The organism is Achromobacter seleniivolatilans (assembly GCF_030864005.1).
Classification (GTDB): Bacteria; Pseudomonadota; Gammaproteobacteria; order Burkholderiales; family Burkholderiaceae_B; genus Achromobacter; species Achromobacter seleniivolatilans.
Genome location: NZ_CP132976.1, coordinates 3778041 through 3798422 on the forward strand (window position 1 = coordinate 3778041; position 20382 = coordinate 3798422).

Here is a 20382-nt window from a genome sequence, read left to right on the forward strand (position 1 = left end):
CGGGTTTTTCAATTTACTGCATGGGCAGAAAGCGCTCGAATCGCGCTACCTGCGGACCCGCTGCTTTTCAGGGCTTGCGGCTGCCGCCCAGCAACACAGCGACCTGACGCTTCGGCGTCGATGACGCATTACCGGTCGAGACGGGCGCCTGCTCTTCGGCTGCCAAGGCAGACGCCGAAGGCTCGTAAGGCTTCAGGAAGAAATCATCGACGGGCTGGCGCGGGCCGCTGGACGTGTAGCCCGAGCGGCGATCCGACGAGCGGCCGCGGTCACCACGGGAGTCGCGCCCTTCGCGGCTGCTGTCACGGCCCTCACGGCTTTCACGCGGCGACGAACTGCTGCCACTGCGTTCTTCGCTGCGGCGATGCGTGCTGCGCGCGACCAGGTCAGCGGGCAAATCGAGCGTGCCACGCGGCACTTCGCACTTGATCAGTTTTTCGATGTCGAGCAGGAAGCGCTCTTCATCAGGCGTGAACAGGGCAATGGCCTCGCCCGATGCGCCCGCGCGGCCGGTACGGCCAATGCGGTGCACGTAGTCTTCGGCGTTGTACGGCAGGTCGTAGTTGATAACGCAAGGCACGCCAGCCACATCCAGACCGCGCGCGGCCACATCGGTGGCCACCAGCACTTCCAGTTCACCGGCCTTGAAGGCTTCCAGCGCCTTCATGCGGTCAGCCTGGGTTTTGTCGCCGTGGATCGATTCGGCCTTGACGCCATCGCGTTCCAGCTCACGAGCCAGACGAGCCGTGCCGATCTTGGTGTTCGAGAACACGATGACCTGCTTCAAGCCGCGCGACTTCACCAGATGCACAACGGCAGCGCGCTTGGCGTCGCTCGGCATTTTGTAGGCGATCTGCGTAATCGTGGTGGCGGTGGCATTGCGTGCCGCAACTTCGATTTCAACTGGCTGGTTCAGGTACGAGCGGCCGAGCTTGCGGATCTCGTTGCTGAACGTGGCCGAGAACAACAGACCCTGGCGTTGCGCGGGCAACAGACGAATGATGCGTTCCAGATCGGGTAGAAAGCCCATATCCAGCATGCGGTCCGCTTCGTCCAGCACCAGAATGCCGACCTGGCTCAGATTCACATTCTTTTGTTCAACGTGATCCAGCAAGCGGCCAGGGGTTGCGACCAAGATTTCACAACCGCGGCGCAGCGCTTCTTTCTGAGGGCCGATATCCACACCGCCAAACACCACGGCGGAACGCAGCGGCGTCTGCTTGCTGTAGCGCTTGACGCTCTCAAACACCTGATCTGCGAGTTCACGCGTGGGCGTCAGGATCAATGCGCGCACCGGATGCCGGGCAGGCGATGCGCTGGTGTTGGCCAGCGCCATCAGGCGGTGCAAGATCGGCAACGTGAATGCCGCCGTCTTGCCCGTGCCGGTCTGAGCCGCGCCCATGACGTCGCGCCCCGCCACCACGACAGGGATGGCTTGCGCCTGAATGGGCGTCGGAACGGTGTAGCCGGTTTCGGCGATAGACTGCAACAGCAGGGGGTGCAGTCCAAAATCGGTGAACGTCGGCGCGGGCGCGTCGGCGGCGGGTGCTACGGATTGATTGGATTCAGTCATCAGGGTTTGGCAGATACCGGGACCAGTGAAAAAGAACAAAACGAGAGTGCTACATGCACTGCACTACATACGCATCGAGGCAATCTGAATACGCGTGATCGCATCGCGACGGCACGCAAACTGCCGCGAATCGCTAAGGATTTCGCGGCCAATCCGCACCCTGCCTTGCAGGCCAGTCGGCGCATTCTGGATTCGATACTTATGAGGGCAGTACCAGGCCCGGATTGCTGTGGATAACCTAATTTTAGCTCAGCCGCCATACCACACGGTCAATCGATGTGTACTTAGGGGGTACGAGAGTCCCCGGAGGTAGCGCACATGCGCCCCCCACGCCTACTCAGAGCGTCCACCTGGCGGACTATTTATGATCGAGAGACGGACGATCAGCCCGCCAACCAGCGCAAACCCCACAACATGATCATGCCGGCAACGATCACCAGCACCGCGCTGCGGGTTCGAAGAAACACCAGAATGGCGACTACCCCGGCAACCAGTTTGTAGTCGAACACAGGACCCAATCCCGCCTTCCAGGGCAGCAGGTCCGGCACGACAATGGCGGTAAGCGCCGCCGCGGGCGCATAGCGCAAGGCGCGCCTGACGCCTTCCGGCAGAGGAATGTAATCGCCAAACAGCATGAAGCCGGCGCGCGTCAGCACGCTGCACAGCGCCAGCAGCAAAATGGCGGAATAGACGTAGATTTCGGACGGCCAGAGCGTCATGCGCGCGCCTTGAAGAAGCGTTCAGCCCACATGCCAGCCACCACGCCAGCGATGACCGCCGCCGCCAAGCCAAGCCGCAAGGGCAGAACCTGACCGGTCCAAGCGACGACGCCTGCGGCCAGCATGGACACCAGCATCGGCTTGGAGCTGGCCAGCGGCACCGTGATCGCCAGCAACGCCAGCACCGCAGCAAAATCCAGCGACCAGGCTGCCGGGACAATCGTGCCCAGGTAGATGCCGACAATGGATGATGTCTGCCACACGAACCAGCCCGGTCCGATGGCGCCCAAGAAGAACCAGAGCTGCTCACGCGTGCCGCGTTCGGCGGAATCGCCAAAGCGCGGCATGAACAACACGAAACCCATGTCAGTCGTGAAGTAGCCCAGGCCCAGGCGTTTGGGCCACGACAGATGCCGGAAATAGGGGTGCAAGGCCGCGCCAAAAATAATGAAGCGCAGATTCACCACGCAGCCGGCGGCAAAGATCAGCCACAGGGGCGCCCCGGTTGCGATCAAGGGCAGCGAGGTCAATTGCGCCGAGCCGGCGTACAGCAGCAGGGTCATGGCCAGCGCCATGGACTCGGTCAGCCCCGACTTGACCATTGCCACGCCGGTGACAAGGCCCCAGGTCGCCGTGGCAATCAAGGCCGGCACAATGGCGTGCACCCCCGCACGGAACGCAGTCAGGCGTTCCTGACGGACGACGCCAGGGTCTTCGGATTCAGGAAGCGCAGATTCAGAGGACAACGGCAGGCCTCTGGCGATTCGAACAGGACGACATGAATACTCTATGGGGAAGAAAACACACGACCACCCGCACGATGGGCCATTCGGTCACCGGAATCACGATGCGCGGATCGGAACGCACCACGCCAGTGCGCGCGAATAGGCGCATATTGTAACCTCGCCGCTTGATACAATATGCCCCTCAAGATTCTTGGCCAACGCGAAAGATCTGACGCGCCGCGGCAGGTTGACGCGTTCTGTGTGGAGAAGACCATGTCGATGGCTGACCGCGACGGTTTCATCTGGTATGACGGCAAGCTCGTCCCATGGCGAGATGCGACGACGCACGTCCTGACGCACTCCCTGCACTATGGCCTGTCTGTCTTTGAAGGCCTGCGCGCCTACGAAACCGACATCGGCACCGCCATCTTCCGCCTTGAAGACCACACGAACCGCCTGTTCAATTCGGCGCATATTTACCAGATCCCCATGCCTTTTGATCGCGATACGATCAATGAGGCCCAACGTATGGTCGTGCGCGAAAACAAGTTGTTGTCCGGCTACCTGCGTCCCCTGGTGTTCTACGGCCCCGAAAAAATGGGCGTATCACCTAAGGGCGCCCGTGTGCATGTGGCCATCGCGGCCTGGCCCTGGGGCGCCTATCTGGGCGAAGAAGCGCTATCCCGTGGTATCCGGGTCAAGGTGTCGTCATATGCGCGCCAGCACGTGAATGTCACGATGCCGCGCGCCAAGGTAGCCACCACCTACGCCAATTCCATCCTGGCCAATACCGAAGCCTTGCAAGACGGCTACGACGAGGCCTTGCTGCTGGACACCGAAGGCTTTGTGGCCGAAGGCGCCGGCGAAAATCTTTTCATCGTCAAAGACGGCGTGCTCTGCGAACCCGAAATCGCGTCCGCCCTGTCTGGCATCACCCGCAGCACCATCCATGCGCTGGCCGCCGACTTCGGCTTGCGCGTTGTTACCAAACGTCTGACGCGCGACGACGTCTACATTGCAGACGAGGCCTTTTTCACCGGCACCGCTGCGGAAGTCACGCCCATCCGTGAGGTCGACAACCGCCAGATTGGCACTGGTGAGCGCGGCCCTGTCACCGAGAAGTTGCAGAAAGCGTTTTTTGACATGGTGAATGGCCGCAACCCGAAGTACCATCACTGGCTAAGTAAAGTTTGATTCGCGCGGACTCGTTCATAACGCGATCGCGCATTGCCCCAACCTGCCGTTTATCGGTTCTTTTTTCAGGAATATCCATGACCGCTGCTGCCCCGGCCGCCGTCCCCCACGCTCACGAAGTTATCGAGGTCGGCGCCGAAGACCTGCCCGTGTTCTGTCCCGGCCCCAAGGCGCCGCTCTGGAGCATGCATCCCCGCGTCTTCCTGGACGTGGCCCGCTCCGGCTCCGCCAGTTGCGCTTATTGTGGCGCTGAATACCGCCTGAAGGCCGGCACCGTGCTGCACGGCCACGGGCACTAAGCTTCTCGCCGCATAACGTCTACCGTATTCCAGCAGCCATGTTTGCCACACCCGAAGAAGCCGAGCACGCATTCTACGAAGCCCTTGAACAGGCGGACACCGTGCGCCTGATGCAGGTGTGGGCCGACGACGAAGAGGTCGTCTGCATCCACCCGGGAGGCCTGCGCATCGTCGGTCACTCGGCGGTGCACGAGTCCTGGCAACAGGTGCTGATCAACGGCCCGCTCCATGTTCGCCCGCTGCGCCCGCTGGTCATGCTCAGCATGATGTGCGCAGTGCACGTGCTGGTGGAACAGGTGGCCGTGCGGACACGGGAAGGCACGCAGTTCGCAAACTGCTACGCAACCAACATCTACCACAAGGGCCCTACCGGCTGGCGCATGGTCATGCACCATTCGTCACCGGCGCCCACGGAAGCGGGCGTGCTCGACTTGCACGACGTACCCGACATGCTGCATTGAATCGGGTGGATCTTTAGTTGGCCGCTGCTCGTCTTGATACATCGCCCTGCCCCGTTCCCTCCTGGTTGCCCGGAGGCGATAGCCAGACGGTTTACGCGTCCCTGTTCGCGCAGTACCACCGGATCGCGTTCGTACGCGACCGGGTGGAAACGCCGGATACGGATTTCGTGGATTTCGACTGGACGGGCCCGGGACTTTTCCCGCACAAGGCTGCTGATGGCGGGTCCATCAGCGGACAAGGACCGGTTGCCAACGGCAAAACAGCCGCTGCGCGGTGGATGACCGATGCGGACTGGAAGTCGTTGCCGCATACGCCTGACACGCCCGCGCTGATCCTGTTCCATGGCCTGGAAGGCGGCAGCAACAGCCGGTATGCACAGTCTGTTGCGCACTATTTCCGCGCCCGCGGCTGGATAGTCGTGATTGCGCACTTCCGGGGCTGCTCGGGCGTGCCCAACCGGCTGGCACGCGCCTATTACTCTGGCGACTCGGCCGAAGTCGGCTTCCTGCTCGAGACCGTACGCAGCCGCATCCCCCACGCCCGCTGGCACGCCGTAGGCGTTTCGCTGGGCGGCAACGCGCTGCTCAAATATCTGGGTGAACACCAGGAAGACACTGGCTGGCTGACCGCCTGCGCTGGGGTTTCTGTTCCGCTGGATCTGGTCGCTTGCGGCAAAACCTTATCCACCGGCATCTTCAACCGGCGCGTGTACTCGGCCCATTTTCTGAAGACGCTCAAGCACAAAGTGCTGGAAAAGGCGCATCGCTTTCCCGGCTCCATCGACGTGATGCGCATTGCGCACGCGCATGATTTGCGCGAATTCGACGACACCTACACCGCGCCCATGCACGGTTTCCGCAATGCACTGGATTACTGGACGCGTGCGTCCAGCAAGCCTTGGCTGCCGAAAATCTCGGTGCCGACGCTGGTGCTCAACGCGCGCAACGACCCGTTCATCCCGGCAAGCTCGTTGCCCAAACCCCAAGATTGCGCACCTGGCATCCTGTTGCATCAGCCCAGTGATGGGGGGCATGCCGGTTTTCCCACGGGCGCTTTCCCGGCGCACCTGAACTGGCTGCCGCAGCGGCTGGGACGCTTCTTCGAAACAGGCTTGTAGGTTGCTGGGGGCGATGCGCCCCCAGACCCGCCGCTTCAGGGCGTCAGCCCGACTTGAAGCGCTCGAGCAGTTGACGTTCTTCCGCCAGCTTGTCCTTCACTTCCTTGATCTGCACATCGATCTGCGATTGCTCGTAGAAATCGGTAGACAAGCCGCGCGCCTGCTGCAACTGCGATTCCGCTGCCGCGAATGCGCCGGTCATGACGTAGTAGCGCGCCAGATCCCGCCGGGCCTGCACCGGCTTGCCGTTGCGCTCTTCGCTTTGCGCCAGCATCTGGTACAGGCTGGGCTCGTCACCGCCCCACTGCTTGATCTTGGCGCGAAGATAGTCTTGCGCCTCGGCATGACGGCCAATGGCTTGCAACGCCTGCGCATAGGCTATGCCCAGCGCCCGCTGCTCCGGCCAGCGTTTGGTCGCAGCCTGGGCCAGTTCCAGCGCGCGGGGATAGTCCTTGCGGGCCAACGCGATGTCCACGCTCAGCTTGGCCAACTGGGCAGAGCTGCGGCCGTTGGCAGAGGCCAGATTCCACAGGCGGTCTGCCTCGGTCAGATTGTTGCGCTGGAATGCCTGCAATGCCAGGCCGTAATAGGCAGCGGACTGACGCACACCCGATAGGGCCTGGGCCTCGTCCTGCAATTGCTGCCCTGCCGACCGCAGGCTGACGGCGTCGCGCCCCTGCACCACCCGCATCTTGGCGCGCACGTACCAAAAGTCATCGCTATCCACGTGGCGGGACGGCGGCAAGGACCGCACGCGGTTCTGCACATCTGACATCCGCTCGATCGACAACGGGTGGGTGCTGGCCCAGGAGCCGCCCCCTGCCCCTTCGTTCAAGCGCGACGCATTCATCAGCCGAGAAAACATCTGCGACATGCCTTCGGCGTCGTATCCCGCTTTGGTCAGCATCTGAAAACCGGCGCGGTCGGCCTCACGTTCCGCATCGCGGGAAAATCCCAGCTGGCGGTTGATGGCTGCGGCCTGTCCGAATGCCGCAACACCCATCGCCAGGTTGCCGCCACCGCCAGCCAACGCCGCGAGCAGCGCGCCAGCCAGGCTGGCCAGCATCAACATGCCATTTTGGCTTTGCTGGGTCATGCCACGCGCGATGTGACGCTGCACCACGTGGCCGATTTCGTGCGCCAGCACGGCGGCCAGCTCGGATTCGCTGCCGGACGACACGATCAGGCCGGTATTGACGCCGATAAACCCGCCGGGCATGGCAAAAGCGTTGATTTCAGGATCACGCACGCCGAACATTTCCACCTCAGGCACGGCGCCGGGCGCAAAGGCCGCCAGCTTGCGGCCCATGGTGGTCAGGTATTGACTGAGTTCAGGGTCGTCGACATAGGTCGGATCGCGCCGGCCCTGCGACATGATGGCTTGGCCCAAGCTGCGTTCCAGCATGGGCGACAGCTCGGCGGCAGAGGTTGCGCCCATCGAAGGCAACCCGACGGGTTGCGCCCACGCAGCTGCGGGAATAGTAGGGGCGATCAGCGTGGCGCAAAGGCCGAAGATCGTGCTCTGTTTCGCAATCGAGCAAATGGATGGCATTTTCCAGCGGTTCATAAGCCTATGATAGCGATGAGCTTAAAATGTTTCATCGATACTCCCAAAGAGGTCTCAATGCGTCCCGTCCGTAAAGCTGTTTTTCCCGTCGCAGGCATGGGGACTCGCTTCCTGCCCGCCACCAAGGCGATGCCCAAGGAAATGCTGCCGGTGGTCGACAAGCCATTGATTCAGTACGCCGTGGAAGAAGCGGTTGCCGCCGGCATCACCGACCTTATTTTTGTGACCGGACGCAACAAGCGCGCAATCGAAGACCACTTCGATTCCGCGCCCGAGCTGGAATCCGACCTGGAAAGCAAAGGTAAGCACGAGCTGCTGGCAATGGTGCGAGGCATTCTACCTGCGCATGTGAATTGCCTCTACATCCGTCAGTCGGCCCCGCTGGGCCTGGGCCACGCCGTGTTGTCGGCCGCCCCAGCCGTAGGCGATGAGCCTTTCGCCGTGCTGCTTGCCGATGACCTGATCGACGCCGACACACCCTGCCTCAAGCAACTGGTGGATATTGCCGTTGCCCAGAACGCAAGCGTACTGGGCGTGCAGGACGTGCCGCGCGCAGACACCCGCAAATACGGGATAGTCGCTACCCGCCAGGGTGAAGCCCGCGCGGATGGCCGCACGGAACGCGTCACGCATATTGTTGAAAAACCTGAACCGGATGCCGCACCCTCGACCCTGGCGGTCGTGGGCCGGTACGTGCTTGAGGCTGCTATTTTTGACCACCTGCGATCCACCAAGATGGGCGCGGGCAATGAAATCCAGCTGACCGACGGCATCGCATCATTGATGCGCGAACGCGCCGTGTTTGCGCATCGCTTTGACGGCGTGCGCTACGACTGCGGCAATAAGGCGGGCATGTTCCAGGCCACGGTGGCCCTGGGCAAGAAATATCACGGCCTGCTGCCTGAATAAGGCCGGCCTGGCCGCGCTGCCACCGGCAGGCGCGGCCGCAAGCATTTAGGCGGATAGCGCCGCGCGGGCCTTGGCTCGCGCGCGAGCATCGCGGTCCGCCTTGCGCAAGCGCCCCTTACCCGACAGGCGCATCAGCGTTCCCAGCGCCACCATCAAACCAATCACTTCAACCAGCGCAGCCGGTATCCACATGGTCAGCCCGCCAATCGTCTGATCCGTCTGGGCCGACATGGCAATCGCACGGCCGCACAGTTCGAACAAGGGATAGATATCGCTTTCAGTAAAAGCGATGACCGCGCCCGCCACCATCTGCGGCAGCATCGTCAGTACAGGGGAAATGACCCGGCCACCCGGCGTCATCGCTGCGGGAGGCGCGGGGCGGCGGTCCAGGATCAGGTTCCAGTACATGAAACCGCTGATCACCACCGACCAGTTCATCAGCCGGTACAGCCGCCAATCCAACATGGAATAGAACTGCACCGACGGAATCAGCCAGACAAGCACCAGGAAGACGAACAGCGTCGGTACGAATATTTTGTTCGTCAACACAGCGACCGTAGCGCGGCCCGAGCCGGTGCGCAGAAAATCACGCAGCCGCACGCGCCACGACATAGGCAGACCGGCGCGCATGACTTGCCCCGGGAAAGCGGCCATGACCAGCAGCGGCCCCAGATGATGCAAGACCAAGTGCTGGATGCGGTGGATGAAGAACATGCGCTCGGCGTAGTAATCCAGCCGCGTGTGCATCGATAAATACAGCAGCACCAGCCCTGTCCAGAACAGAATGCGGCGCGCGATAGTCACATGGTGTACTCGCTGGCCGCGCACGAACAGCACGATCGCCACCACAAAGGAAGCAACCAGCGTGGGAGAGAACTCCCAGGGTACGAGCCATTCAAGACTATCCATACGGTCCATCCGATAAACGCCGGGGGTAGACGAGGACCGGCGCTATGCGCCGATACCCGCCGATTGTAGTAGACCCCGGCTTCCGGTGGCCCCGCAGCCGCTACAACCCTTAGAAGCGGTGCGAGATGCCCATCCCGACACGCGTGGTGTGGGAATTGGCAGGGTCAAACTGGTTGTCCAGCGTGTAATTCGACGCGTAGCCGGCAAAGCCATAGAGCGTCGTGCGCGGGGACAGACCATAGGTATAACCCAAGGTCACAACCTGCGCATTGCGCGCCGTCATACCGTTGTCCCACTGCCAGTCCGGACGCGCCAGCGACCATTGCAGCATCACGGTTCCCGGCCCCATGGGAGCGCTGACGCCCACCAGCCAGGCATTGACCGTGCCGCCACGGGCGAAGGCCGATGGCCCCAGACCCAGGCCCAGATCATCAGGGTCGCCCCCGTCCAGCCCGGCGTAGCCGTTGCTTTGACGCGACCAGGCCAGCGATAGCTTGAGCACCTCGAAGTCATAGGAAGCGCCCAGCTGAATCGCTTTGGGACGGCCTTGGACACCATCAGGCGCATCGGCCAGCCGCAGCTGATCCCAGGTCGCCACCGCCAGCAAGGGGCCGCTTTCATATTTCAGCCCCAAGCTCACCGCCCGGTTGTTCTGGTTGGTGCGGAACTGGTTGCGGTCATCAGCATCGAAGGAATAACCCGCCGCCGCCTGAAATCCATTCCACGTCGGCGAGTAGTAGTTGACGGTGTTGCTGAACTGATAGTTGTCGGACGCCTTGAAGGTGGCGCCCATGCCCATGTCCTTCCAGGACGCGATTTCCAGTTCGTTGCCGTAGGTCTTGCCCACGGTGTATTGGCGGCCCAAGCGCAGGTCGCCATAATTACCGTGGCTCAGGCCGACCCAGGCGCCGTAATTGAACAGACGATTATCTTCAGCGGTCTTGCCGCTGGAAGCATCAAACCCGCTTTCCAACTGAAAGCGCGTACGCCAGCCGCCGCCCAGATCCTCGGCGCCTTGCAGCCCCCAAAGAGAATCCGTCAGGCCCCCGTCAAGCAAACCGCTATGGCTGCCCTGTCCGGACACGTTTGTCACGGCGACACCCACATCCACCACGCCGTACAGCTGTACACCGAAGCCGTCATCAGCCGCCAATACCGCGCCCGGCAGGCCCAACGCGCTGCCCAACAGACCGGCACAAAATGCAAATCTCATATTGTTCTCCCACAATGGCGGCGGGCTGATCGCCCGCCGCTCAGTGCATAGACCTATTGCCAGCCGTAGCGGCGTACCCAGATACCCTTGAGCAGCTGCGTCAGGACGCAGTAGCTCAACAAAATACCTACCAGCCAGGGGAAGTAGCTCCACGGCAAGGCTTGCAGGTGGAAGTACTCAGCGAGAGGCGAGAACGGCAGAACCAGACCCGCCACCACAACCATCAGGGTCATGACCATCAACGGCCATGCCGCGCGGCTTTGCAAGAAAGGAATACGGCGCGTGCGGATCATATGCACGATCAAGGTCTGCGACAACAAGCCCTCGACGAACCAGCCGGACTGGAACAACGTCTGGTGTTCGGGAGCGTTAGCCTGGAAGACGTACCACATGAGCGCGTACGTCGCGATGTCGAATATAGAACTGATCGGACCAAAGAAAACCATGAATCGGCCCAGACCTTCCGGGTCCCATTGCTGCGGCTTTTTCAGGAGGTCTTCGTCAACATTGTCAAACGGAATTGCCGTTTGCGAAATGTCGTACATCAAATTCTGCAGCAGCAGATGGATAGGCAACATCGGCAGGAAGGGCAGGAAAGCGCTGGCAACCAACACCGAGAAGACGTTGCCGAAGTTCGAGCTGGCCGTCATCTTCAAGTACTTAAGCATATTGCAGAAGGTCTTGCGGCCTTCGATTACGCCTTCTTCCAGCACCATCAGGCTCTTTTCCAGCAGGATGATATCGGCAGCCTCCTTCGAAATGTCCACTGCGGAATCCACCGAAATTCCCACATCGGCAGCCCGCAAGGCGGGGGCGTCGTTGATGCCGTCCCCCATGAATCCCACCGTATTACCTTGTGCACGCAAGCTGCGCACAATGCGCTCCTTGTGAGCCGGGGTCAGCCGCGCGAATACGTTGGCTTCGCGCACGGCAATGGCCAATTGGGCATCGTCCATCGCTTCGATCTCGGCGCCCAGGTAAACCTTGCGCACGTCGAAGTCCACTTCGCGGCAGACCTTTTGCGTCACCAATTCCACGTCGCCCGTCAACACCTTGACTTCGATACCCGACGCTTTCAGGGCCGCCAGCGCAGGGCCGGTGGATTCCTTCGGAGGATCCAGGAACGCGATGTAACCCACCAACACCAGGTCGGATTCATCCGCTACGCCATAGGTCTCTTGCGTGGGCGGCATTTCCTTGACACCCACTGCGATGACACGCAAGCCATCCCGGTTCAATTCCGCCGTGACTCGGCGAATGTCGGCCCGCCGTGCATCGGTCAACAAATGCACCTCGCTGCCCACACGCAAACGCGTGCATGCAGACAACATTTCTTCGAGCGCGCCCTTGCAAATCAGTTCATGGTGATCGCGGCCATTCTCGGTTTCATTCACCACCACCGACATACGGCGACGCGAAAAATCGAAAGGAATCTCGTCGACCTTGCGGTACTTCGAGGCCAGGTCAAGACTGCGCTCGATTTCGGCGTGTTGCAACACCGCGACGTCCAGCAGGTTCTTCAACCCTGTCTGGTAATAGCTATTCAGGTAAGCATAGGCCAGCACATCATCGCTGCTTGTGCCGTAGACGTCAGTGTGACGCTCCAGCACGATTCGATCCTGCGTCAGCGTGCCCGTTTTATCCGTGCAGAGCACATTCATGGCGCCCAGGTTCTGGATGGCATCCAGACGCTTGACGACCACTTTTCGCTGCGACATGCGCAAAGCACCCTTGGCAAGCGTCGCTGTGACGATCATGGGCAGCATTTCGGGGGTCAGGCCAACAGCGACGGCGAGCGCGAACAGCAACGCCTCCAGCCAATCGCCTTTGGTGAGACCGTTGATCAGCATGACGACCGGTGCCATGACCAGCATAAAGCGGATCAGAATCCAGCTCACGCGATTAATGCCGGTCTGGAATTGCGTAGGAGCGCGCGTGCTTTGCGTGACACGGCCCGCCAATTGCCCGAAATACGTGTTTGCGCCGGTCGCCACCACCAGGGCGCTGCCGGAACCGCTGACCACGTTGGTTCCCATGAACGCCATGTTCTCCAATTCCAGTGCGTTCTCGGTTTCGACGTGTTGGATGGCGAACTTTTCAACCGGCAAGGATTCGCCAGTCAGCGCAGCTTGCGCGACGAACAGATCCTTGGCATTCAAAATGCGGCAGTCGGCGGGAATCATGTCGCCGGCGGACAGCAGGACGACGTCCCCAGGCACCAGTTTCGCCAAAGGCACTTCCAGCTGATGCGACCCCGAATCATGCAGGGGTTTGCCCAAGACTCGCCGGCCATCGCCCGCAACAGGCGCCTGCGCATCGCTGCGCAACACGGTGGCCGTGTTTTGCACCATGGCCTTCAGCGCCTCGGCGGCCCGGTTTGAACGCAGCTCTTGCACAAAGCGCAGCACGGTGGAAATCACGACCATGGACCCGATGATCACAACCGCCGTCCAGGACTGCTCGTCCGGCTCGGCCATATGCACATCGGTCAGCCATGACAGGGACGCCAGAACCGTGAGCAACAGGTTGAAGGGATTGCGGTACGACATCCACAGGTGCAAATACCAGGACAGCGGCTTTTCGTGATCCACCTCGTTGGCGCCGTGGCGCTCACGGGAAGCTTCGGCCTGGGATTGGGACAACCCGCCCCGGCCGCTGCCGAAGCGTGCGAACAAGGCATCCAGCCCCATACGCGACGTGTCCAGCATGCGGCGGTTGGCGCGGCGCGATGCATCAGTAGCGGCGGCCGAAGATGCGGCAGCGCCGTCGCCTTGTTCCAGAATGGGGGAGCGGCGGAAGTGGCGTCCCGAACGCCGCAGTCCCGCCGCGGACGAGAAGAATGATTTCAGAAAGGTAAACATCGGAGTGCTCCGGTTTTTTTTGTGTTGTTGTTGGAGACACGGACGACCCGCCCTAGGGCTGCGCGCGGGCAGCAGAGGGCCGCGACTTTCGCGGGAAAGCCGTCAGTCCGCCACGTACAGGCGTGCGCAAGCACCGGGGCAATGTTGCCGGTGTCCAGGCGGTGTCCAGGTCGCGTCGATGGCGCGCCGGGTGCGGAAAACGGAAGGGGAGCTAGCGGAGAAATCAGAACCGGCGGGAGAGGCGCACAGAGGGTGGGCCGGGCCGGTGATTCAATGCTGCGGAGTCCGTCAAGGCCGGAATGACTGTCCGGCCTGTCGACTCGCAGGGAGCAAACAGGTCAGGCAGGCATACCGGCGCCGCACACGGGGCGCGATCGAGGCTCGGGGTCTAAGGCACTAGGCATGATCTCTCCTGGGAGGGATGGCTGGATTCAGGCCATCGCGGCGGTTTGCGCGCCGAAATGTACGTGACGCACAGCGGGGTTGGCGCTCAGGCGGCGCGCTTGCGACATCAATTCGGCCCGCAGTTCCGGGGGGCAATTGACGGTGATGCAAGCCGACGCCATGCTCGGGTCTTGACCTTGGTCGATCTGTACTTGCGAGACATCCAGGCCAGCGGCGCCGAAGTCCAGACAGATCTGCTTGCGCAAGGCTCCCAATTCGTCGCGCGGGCAAATGACCGTCAAACGCGAGGTGCCGCGGCGGCGGCCCATAGCGGTGGCGCGGTCCACGCCGGCGCGGCGTAGGAACAAGTCGAAGAAACGCATAACGACCTCCATTGCAAGAATGGGGAGCGTAATCACGAGTACGCGCGCACGCCGGCGCGGCGCATGGCGGGCGGACACAAAACGTGCACGAACGCTGACGCTGCGGCTAGCGGCGGTTCTGGCGGATTATGTTGGGGGATGTCCCGGCAGGCCGAAGGCCTGCGCTATTGCCTGGAGGTAAGTCCGGGGCTTGGGATATGCCGCAACCTGTATGACAGGATGCGGCAGATGGAGCTCTGCGTGTTCCTGTCAGACAGCGATGTCGATGCAAGATCGACTACTTTCGCCGGAATCGGTATTCACGAAGACTGCTCCTGGGATGGATAACGGGCGAAGTGTACGCGGGTTTCTACTGATGAACAAGGTGCCTTTCGATTTAAATCGGCAAACACCACACAATATGTAGGTAAAAAGCCGCAAGACCCTCGGGTCTTGCGGCATCACGCTACGACTGCCTGGACATCAGGCGTAGAAATGCCAGCCCAGGTACGCCGCGAACAAGGCATACAGTCCACCGACCGCCGACAAGGCGGGCACGCTCATGACCGACTGGCGGAAACGCAACCACAACAGGCCGATCGACAACATCGTGATCAGACCGGCCGCCAGCAGGGGCGCATCCAGCAGCCAGGGCGTCATGAAGATTCCCAGAGCACTGGGGATGGTGGCCTGGATCATCATCGCGCCAGAAATATTGGCCAGCGCCAAGCGCTCTTTGCCCTGGCGCACCCAAATCAGCGCATTCATGATTTCGGGCAGCTCAGTCGCCACCGGCGCCAACAACAGCGCGGCAACGTGGGGCGAGGCTCCCATGGCTACGCCCAGCACTTCGATCTGATTCACGAACACGTGCGAGGCGCCCGCGATCACAACCAGCGCCAGAATCGTCTGCGTGGCCGCCCAGAACATGGATGGATTGCCGTCCCGCGGGCGCAGTTTGAGCGGCTCCAGATCTTCGCTGTCCGTCGCTTCCTCGTCATTGCTCAGTTCGCGCTTGACGTACAGGCCATAGGTGGCCAGGAACAGAATGCCCAGCCAGGGTTTCCAGGCAAAGGCCAGCAGCCCTAGACCCACCTTGAAGACGAAGATGCCCATGAACCAGGCTTGGTCGCGGGCCAGCCGGCGCTGGTCCGCGTTAATACAGTTGGCTGAAGTGGTTTGACCGCGGCGAGCGCGCCAGAGCGCCAGGCCCACTACCGCGTAAGCCAGCGTCGCCAATACCAAGGGGCCGCCCATGGCCGCCCCCACGCCAATGTCTTTCTGTTCAGGGGTCTCGCCAAAGAAGACCGCCATGAAGGTCACTGCGCTTTCTGGCAATGCCGTGCCAAACGCGGCGAGCACGGTGCCGGTGGCGGTGGCGCCCAAATGGAAGCGATGCCCGACCCATTCAACGCCGTTGACGAAGAATTCGCAGGCGAAGTAAATCACTGCCGCGGACAGGAAAAACAGAAACAGGGTGAGAAACATATAGACGCAGCCGGACGAGCAGAAACCAATTGGCGCGACATCACGGCTCGCCCGGCTAGGGTGAACGCAATGCGGCCAAAGGTCTCGCCTGGCTGATCCATGCGGCGGGCGGGCCGCTTGCATGGAAACCGTTAGCGCCATGGAGTTCTGAAAACCGCTACGCGGCCCCGAACCACCAAGTCTGTTGACGCTAACTCCTTTGGGGGCAAAGGATGGCTACTCCCCAATGACAGAGCCGCGATTGTAGCAGCGCTTCCATTACCGTCCAATGAATCCCGCAGGCTGTTGTTTCCGGGAAGTAGCAGGGTAAAGTAGCCAGCATCCCTATCTTTCGCGGGGTTATGCCCCCAGCCCGCCATGAGCCTGCCTCCCGCCGACATTGCCCCCTTTGCCGCACGCCGGCAACGCCTGATGGATCGCATGCGCGCCGATGGCGGCGGCATTGCCATCCTGCCCACCGCTCAGGAAGCCATCCGCAATCGCGATGCGGAATATCCGTACCGGCACGACAGCGATTTCTTCTACTTGACTGGATTTACCGAGCCCGGGGCATGGCTGGTGCTGATCGCCGGCGCCACCGACCGCGCGCTGCTTTTCTGCCGGCCACGCCATATCGAACACGAAATCTGGGAAGGCAAGCGCTTCGGCCCGGAGGCGGCTGCCGAATATTTCGGCTTTGACGACGCCCACCCGATCGATGCGCTGGATGAATTGATGCCCGCGCTGATGATGGACCACCCTACGCTTTACGCCCCCTTGGCCGGCGACAAGCGCACCGACGGCCGGCTGCACCGCTGGCTGGCAGCAGCGCGGGACGCCAGCCGTGCAGGCCATGCGCCGCCTACGCGCCAACAGGACATACGCCCGCTGCTGGCGGATATGCGGCTTATCAAAGACGCGGCGGAGATTGCCGCGATGCGCCGCGCAGCGAAGATTTCCGCCGGCGCCCATGCGCGCGCCATGCGAGTGGCCCGCGCGGGCATGCACGAGTACGAGCTTGAGGCCGAGCTGCTGTACGAATTCCGCCGCCACGGCGCGCAAGCGGTCGCCTACAACAGCATTGTGGCCGCAGGCGCCAATGCCTGTGTGTTGCACTACCCGGCAGGCGAGGCCGTGCTGCGCGATGGCGATCTGGTCCTGATTGACGCAGGTTGCGAAGTCGACAGCTACGCCAGCGACATCACGCGGACCTTTCCCGTCAACGGCCGCTACAGCGGGCCGCAGCGTGCGCTGTACGACCTGACCGTCGCGGCGCAAGAAGCGGCGGCGCAAGCCACCGCGCCCGGCCGCGGATTCAACGACGGCCACGAAGCCGCGCTGCGCGTGCTGGCGCAAGGCATGCTGGACTTGAAATTATTGAAGGGTTCGTTGGACGGCGTACTGGAATCCGGTGACTACAGCCGCTTCTACATGCACCGCACCGGTCATTGGCTGGGGTTGGACGTGCACGATGTGGGCGACTATCGCCAGCCCGGCCCTGCCAACGGCGTCGACCGGCCGTGGCGCAAATTGGAACGGGGAATGATGCTGACCATCGAACCCGGCATTTATGTGCGGCCCGCGGACGACGTGCCTGAGGCTTACTGGAACATAGGCATCCGGACCGAGGACGACGCGCTGGTCACGGATGAAGGCTGCGAGCTGATCACGCGGGGCGTTCCGGTACAGGCCAGCGAAATCGAGGCCCTGATGCGCGAGTAAGCCGCGCGGCTTACAACACCAGGCCGTCCAGCCAGCCCATGGCCACCCAGACGTAGACCACCACCATCGCAATGGCGAACATGGAAACAATGGCCCCGACCAGGCAGGCCAAAATGGCCACCAGGACCGGGCCCCAGCCCGTGTCGGACGGGCGGCCCAGACCGGGGTTGTATAGGCGGTCGAATTTTTCGTCCGGCATGAGCGAGAACACCGCGCTTTCGATGAACCCGTCAATCATCGGAATGAAGATCAGGAAAAAAGCAGGGTTGTCGTACCAGATGGGGTAAAAGCGGAACGCGCAGAACAGGCAGACCAGCGCCAGGGCGGTAATCAGCCAGGCATGGCGGCGGCCCAAATACCACCAGTGCGCGCCCACCGCGCCGAACAAACAGGCCAGCAGCCCCACCGCAACCTTGGTGCGCGGGCTGCGGGCGGATACGGCGGGCAGCGATGGTGAGGCCTGAACCTGCGTCATATCAATCAACCGGAAAAGGGAGCTGGGCGCCAAGCCGCGGCGGATGCCCCGAATTGTAGTGGACGGTTAAAATCCCGGCATGACTGCATCCGCTTACGACATTGCGATTCTTGGCGCCGGCCCTGTGGGCCGCGTGCTGGCCTTGATGTTGGCGCGCGTGGCGCCGGACCCGGCCCGCATTGCGCTGCTGGCGGGCAGCGCCCCCGCTCCGGTCACGCCAGCGGCCGCCGTGCCTGCCGCCGATCCGCGCGTGCTGGCCATGAACCACGGCAGCCGGGTGCTGCTGGAATCATTGCATGCCTGGCCGGAGCGTTCGGCCGACATCCGCAACATCCATGTGTCGCAGCGCGGCCGCCTGGGCCGCACCATCATTCAACACACCGACTTTGGCGTGCCGCAACTGGGCAGCGTGGTCGGCTATTCGGGGCTGCATGCCCGGCTTGATGAATGCGTGGCCGCCTGTGGGGTCACCGTCCTGTCCGGCCCGCCAGCCCGGGTGGAGCGTCAGGACGCGGACGGCGTGCGCATTCAGCAAGGCGACGCGACTCTGCTGTGCCAGGTCGCCGTGCAATCGGACGGCGCGGGCGGCACCGATGTGCGCCGCGACTACGACCAGCACGCCGTGCTGACCACCGCCCATGCCACTTTGCCTCGCCGCGGCTGGGCCTGGGAGCGCTTTACCGCCGAAGGTCCGTTGGCATTGCTGCCGCACCCGCAGACACCGGACGCTTATTCAGTCGTCTGGTGCAGCGCCCCGGACCGGGCAGCCGAACTGGCCGCGCTGGACAACGCGGCGTTCTCGAAGGCGCTGTCCGACGCTTTTGGCGATCGTCTGGGCAGACTGTCCAGTCATGCGCCGCGCCATGTCTTTCCGTTGGCGCTGTCCGCGCGCCGGGCACAGGTCCAAGGCCGCGTCGCCGCCATCGGCAACGCCGCCCAGACGCTGCATCCCGTGGCTGGCCAGGGCTTGAACCTGGGCCTGCGCGACGCGGCCCGGCTGTCCCAGGCGCTGGCCGGCTGGCTGACCCGGCCAGAAACCAGTCCGGCGCCGTTGCTGGCGGACTTCGCGCAAGCACGATACATCGACCGGATCATCACGGCCGGACTGACCGACCTGATGCCCCGCGTATTTTCAACGGGACTGGCGCCCGTGGAACATGCTTGCGGACTGGCGTTATTGGGGATGGATCTGGCATCGCCCCTGCGCGCCCCGCTTGCGCAACATCTGCTGCAAGGCTTTCGGGCCTGATTCTGGTGTGTTCCGGCCCCAGAAACGGGCCGCTATCGACGGTTTTCGTCCCCACTTGTTACCAAGCTGTTTCCAGCTGAAAACGGGGGTTCGATCGAGCCGGTTAAAATGTGACCATGCACATAGGCCAGTGGACCCTTCCCAACAATGTTCTTGTCGCGCCCATGGCGGGCGTGACGGACCGACCTTTCCGCCAACTTTGCAAAAAGTTGGGGGCGGGTTATGCCGTGTCGGAAATGGCCGCCAGCAATCCAAAACTGTGGGATAGCGTCAAGACCTCGCGCCGTTTGAACCACGACGGCGAGATTGCCCCCATTTCGGTGCAAATTGCGGGCGCTGACCCCGCCATGATGGCCGAGGCGGCTGTGTTCAACGCCAACAAAGGCGCCCGGATTATCGACATCAATATGGGCTGCCCGGTCAAAAAAGTGTGCAACGTGGCCTCCGGGTCGGCGTTGCTGCGCCATGAAGACCTGATCGTGCGCATTCTGGATGCCGTCGTTTCTGCCTGCGCCCCATTGAATGTGCCGGTCACGCTGAAGACCCGCACCGGGTGGGACCGCGAGAGCCGCAACGCGCTGCGCGTGGCAAAACTGGCGGAAAACGCCGGCATCGCCGCCCTGACTTTGCATGGCCGTACTCGCGCTGACCTCTATACGGGCGAGGCGGAATATGACACTATCCGCGCCGTCAAGGCCGAGCTGACCATTCCCGTGATTGCCAACGGGGATATCGACTCGCCTGAAAAAGCCCGGCGCGTCCTGGATTACACTGGCGCCGACGCGGTCATGATCGGCCGGGCAGCCCAAGGCCGCCCCTGGATTTTCCGCGAAGTCGACCACTACCTGCGCACGGGCGAAACACTGGCCCCTCCCTCTTACAGGGAAATGCGCGAGCTGCTGCTTGAACATCTGGACGACCACTATCAGTTTTATGGCGAGCACACCGGCGTACGCACGGCGCGCAAGCATATAGGCTGGTATCTAGACAGCCTGCCGGGCGCGGATTTGTTCTGCGCCCGCATGAACCTGATCGACAACACCCGCGACCAGTGGCGGGCGGTGTCGGAATGGTTCGACATCATCTCGCGCGACGGCGAGCCCAACCCGGCGCCGGTCGCAGAAGCCCTGCTGGCGGCATAACCGCCTCAACACCAACATAAAAATATCTGTACT

General features: G+C 62.3%; 18 protein-coding genes and 1 riboswitch. Of the genes, 8 read left to right on the forward strand and 10 right to left on the reverse strand.

Features of this window, described 5'->3' with window-relative positions; all coding sequences use genetic code 11:
* Window positions 1-67 precede the first annotated feature (67 nt).
* From RAS12_RS17025 to RAS12_RS17035, 3 genes are all read right to left on the reverse strand, one after another.
* Window positions 68-1573, reverse strand: coding sequence for a DEAD/DEAH box helicase (locus RAS12_RS17025; RefSeq protein WP_306937364.1), 1506 nt, complete (start codon window positions 1571-1573; stop codon window positions 68-70).
* A 383-nt stretch (window positions 1574-1956) separates the two neighbouring features.
* A complete protein-coding gene (locus tag RAS12_RS17030; RefSeq protein WP_306937366.1) occupies window positions 1957-2292 on the reverse strand; it encodes an AzlD domain-containing protein in 336 nt (111 codons plus the stop codon).
* Window positions 2289-3038 carry an AzlC family ABC transporter permease gene (locus tag RAS12_RS17035; protein ID WP_306937368.1) on the reverse strand — a complete coding sequence of 250 codons (750 nt, stop codon included), beginning with the start codon at window positions 3036-3038 and terminating at the stop codon, window positions 2289-2291. The genes RAS12_RS17030 and RAS12_RS17035 overlap by 4 nt, the downstream gene beginning before the upstream one ends.
* A gap of 252 nt (window positions 3039-3290) precedes the next feature.
* Here RAS12_RS17035 and RAS12_RS17040 point away from each other — a divergent pair, with 252 nt between their 5' ends.
* The 4 genes from RAS12_RS17040 to RAS12_RS17055 all read left to right on the forward strand — a co-directional run bounded on the left by RAS12_RS17040 (window position 3291) and on the right by RAS12_RS17055 (window position 6089).
* Window positions 3291-4211 carry a branched-chain amino acid transaminase gene (locus tag RAS12_RS17040; RefSeq protein WP_306937371.1) on the forward strand — a complete coding sequence of 307 codons (921 nt, stop codon included), beginning with the start codon at window positions 3291-3293 and terminating at the stop codon, window positions 4209-4211.
* Window positions 4212-4288: 77 nt separating this feature from the next.
* Entirely contained in the window at window positions 4289-4510 is a 222-nt protein-coding gene (locus RAS12_RS17045; protein WP_175177927.1) for a zinc-finger domain-containing protein, read from the forward strand.
* Between the two features lie 38 nt (window positions 4511-4548).
* Complete coding sequence (locus RAS12_RS17050) at window positions 4549-4971, forward strand: YybH family protein (protein ID WP_306937374.1); 423 nt, start codon at window positions 4549-4551, stop codon at window positions 4969-4971.
* A 17-nt stretch (window positions 4972-4988) separates the two neighbouring features.
* Window positions 4989-6089 (forward strand): YheT family hydrolase, encoded by a 1101-nt coding sequence (locus tag RAS12_RS17055; protein ID WP_306937375.1) that lies wholly within the window; start codon window positions 4989-4991, stop codon window positions 6087-6089.
* Window positions 6090-6132: 43 nt separating this feature from the next.
* Here RAS12_RS17055 and RAS12_RS17060 read toward each other — a convergent pair whose 3' ends face one another.
* Entirely contained in the window at window positions 6133-7656 is a 1524-nt protein-coding gene (locus tag RAS12_RS17060) for a M48 family metalloprotease (RefSeq protein ID WP_306937378.1), read from the reverse strand.
* Window positions 7657-7713: 57 nt separating this feature from the next.
* On the opposite strand from RAS12_RS17060, the gene galU reads away from it, so the two are divergent.
* The gene (galU, locus tag RAS12_RS17065; RefSeq protein ID WP_306937380.1) at window positions 7714-8565 is read left to right on the forward strand and encodes a UTP--glucose-1-phosphate uridylyltransferase GalU; all 852 of its coding nucleotides are present in this window, start codon (window positions 7714-7716) and stop codon (window positions 8563-8565) included.
* A gap of 45 nt (window positions 8566-8610) precedes the next feature.
* Here galU and RAS12_RS17070 read toward each other — a convergent pair whose 3' ends face one another.
* The 5 genes from RAS12_RS17070 to RAS12_RS17090 all read right to left on the reverse strand — a co-directional run bounded on the left by RAS12_RS17070 (window position 8611) and on the right by RAS12_RS17090 (window position 15782).
* Complete coding sequence (locus RAS12_RS17070; protein WP_306937382.1) at window positions 8611-9483, reverse strand: cytochrome c oxidase assembly protein; 873 nt, start codon at window positions 9481-9483, stop codon at window positions 8611-8613.
* 100 nt (window positions 9484-9583) lie between these two features.
* Window positions 9584-10687, reverse strand: coding sequence for a porin (locus RAS12_RS17075; RefSeq protein ID WP_306937385.1), 1104 nt, complete (start codon window positions 10685-10687; stop codon window positions 9584-9586).
* Window positions 10688-10740: 53 nt separating this feature from the next.
* Window positions 10741-13548 carry a magnesium-translocating P-type ATPase gene (mgtA, locus tag RAS12_RS17080; protein WP_306937387.1) on the reverse strand — a complete coding sequence of 936 codons (2808 nt, stop codon included), beginning with the start codon at window positions 13546-13548 and terminating at the stop codon, window positions 10741-10743.
* Window positions 13549-13979: 431 nt separating this feature from the next.
* Window positions 13980-14315, reverse strand: coding sequence for a hypothetical protein (locus RAS12_RS17085; protein ID WP_306937388.1), 336 nt, complete (start codon window positions 14313-14315; stop codon window positions 13980-13982).
* A 462-nt stretch (window positions 14316-14777) separates the two neighbouring features.
* Entirely contained in the window at window positions 14778-15782 is a 1005-nt protein-coding gene (locus RAS12_RS17090) for a sodium:calcium antiporter (protein ID WP_306937390.1), read from the reverse strand.
* Between the two features lie 79 nt (window positions 15783-15861).
* A riboswitch (yybP-ykoY riboswitch) is annotated at window positions 15862-16026 on the reverse strand.
* Window positions 16027-16139: 113 nt separating this feature from the next.
* Here RAS12_RS17090 and RAS12_RS17095 point away from each other — a divergent pair.
* Entirely contained in the window at window positions 16140-17483 is a 1344-nt protein-coding gene (locus tag RAS12_RS17095; protein ID WP_306937392.1) for an aminopeptidase P N-terminal domain-containing protein, read from the forward strand.
* A 10-nt stretch (window positions 17484-17493) separates the two neighbouring features.
* Here RAS12_RS17095 and RAS12_RS17100 read toward each other — a convergent pair whose 3' ends face one another.
* The gene (locus RAS12_RS17100) at window positions 17494-17958 is read right to left on the reverse strand and encodes a TM2 domain-containing protein (protein WP_306937393.1); all 465 of its coding nucleotides are present in this window, start codon (window positions 17956-17958) and stop codon (window positions 17494-17496) included.
* 79 nt (window positions 17959-18037) lie between these two features.
* On the opposite strand from RAS12_RS17100, the gene RAS12_RS17105 reads away from it, so the two are divergent.
* Both RAS12_RS17105 and dusB read left to right on the forward strand, forming a co-directional pair.
* Window positions 18038-19207 (forward strand): UbiH/UbiF/VisC/COQ6 family ubiquinone biosynthesis hydroxylase, encoded by a 1170-nt coding sequence (locus tag RAS12_RS17105; protein ID WP_306937394.1) that lies wholly within the window; start codon window positions 18038-18040, stop codon window positions 19205-19207.
* 116 nt (window positions 19208-19323) lie between these two features.
* On the forward strand, window positions 19324-20349 hold the full coding sequence (gene dusB / locus RAS12_RS17110) for a tRNA dihydrouridine synthase DusB (RefSeq protein WP_306951495.1): 1026 nt from the start codon (window positions 19324-19326) through the stop codon (window positions 20347-20349).
* Window positions 20350-20382: the final 33 nt, after the last annotated feature.

What these genes read in the sequence shown, in the direction of transcription:
- RAS12_RS17100 (WP_306937393.1), bottom strand. Translation starts at nt 17,958, where the DNA reads ATGACGCAGGTTCAGGCCTCACCATCGCTGCCCGCCGTATCCGCCCGC.
- RAS12_RS17025 (WP_306937364.1), bottom strand. Translation starts at nt 1,573, where the DNA reads ATGACTGAATCCAATCAATCCGTAGCACCCGCCGCCGACGCGCCCGCG.
- RAS12_RS17070 (WP_306937382.1), bottom strand. Translation starts at nt 9,483, where the DNA reads ATGGACCGTATGGATAGTCTTGAATGGCTCGTACCCTGGGAGTTCTCT.
- RAS12_RS17060 (WP_306937378.1), bottom strand. Translation starts at nt 7,656, where the DNA reads ATGAACCGCTGGAAAATGCCATCCATTTGCTCGATTGCGAAACAGAGC.
- galU (WP_306937380.1), top strand. Translation starts at nt 7,714, where the DNA reads ATGCGTCCCGTCCGTAAAGCTGTTTTTCCCGTCGCAGGCATGGGGACT.
- dusB (WP_306951495.1), top strand. Translation starts at nt 19,324, where the DNA reads ATGCACATAGGCCAGTGGACCCTTCCCAACAATGTTCTTGTCGCGCCC.
- RAS12_RS17085 (WP_306937388.1), bottom strand. Translation starts at nt 14,315, where the DNA reads ATGCGTTTCTTCGACTTGTTCCTACGCCGCGCCGGCGTGGACCGCGCC.
- RAS12_RS17090 (WP_306937390.1), bottom strand. Translation starts at nt 15,782, where the DNA reads ATGTTTCTCACCCTGTTTCTGTTTTTCCTGTCCGCGGCAGTGATTTAC.
- RAS12_RS17095 (WP_306937392.1), top strand. Translation starts at nt 16,140, where the DNA reads ATGAGCCTGCCTCCCGCCGACATTGCCCCCTTTGCCGCACGCCGGCAA.
- RAS12_RS17050 (WP_306937374.1), top strand. Translation starts at nt 4,549, where the DNA reads ATGTTTGCCACACCCGAAGAAGCCGAGCACGCATTCTACGAAGCCCTT.
- RAS12_RS17040 (WP_306937371.1), top strand. Translation starts at nt 3,291, where the DNA reads ATGTCGATGGCTGACCGCGACGGTTTCATCTGGTATGACGGCAAGCTC.
- RAS12_RS17030 (WP_306937366.1), bottom strand. Translation starts at nt 2,292, where the DNA reads ATGACGCTCTGGCCGTCCGAAATCTACGTCTATTCCGCCATTTTGCTG.
- RAS12_RS17075 (WP_306937385.1), bottom strand. Translation starts at nt 10,687, where the DNA reads ATGAGATTTGCATTTTGTGCCGGTCTGTTGGGCAGCGCGTTGGGCCTG.
- RAS12_RS17105 (WP_306937394.1), top strand. Translation starts at nt 18,038, where the DNA reads ATGACTGCATCCGCTTACGACATTGCGATTCTTGGCGCCGGCCCTGTG.
- RAS12_RS17045 (WP_175177927.1), top strand. Translation starts at nt 4,289, where the DNA reads ATGACCGCTGCTGCCCCGGCCGCCGTCCCCCACGCTCACGAAGTTATC.
- mgtA (WP_306937387.1), bottom strand. Translation starts at nt 13,548, where the DNA reads ATGTTTACCTTTCTGAAATCATTCTTCTCGTCCGCGGCGGGACTGCGG.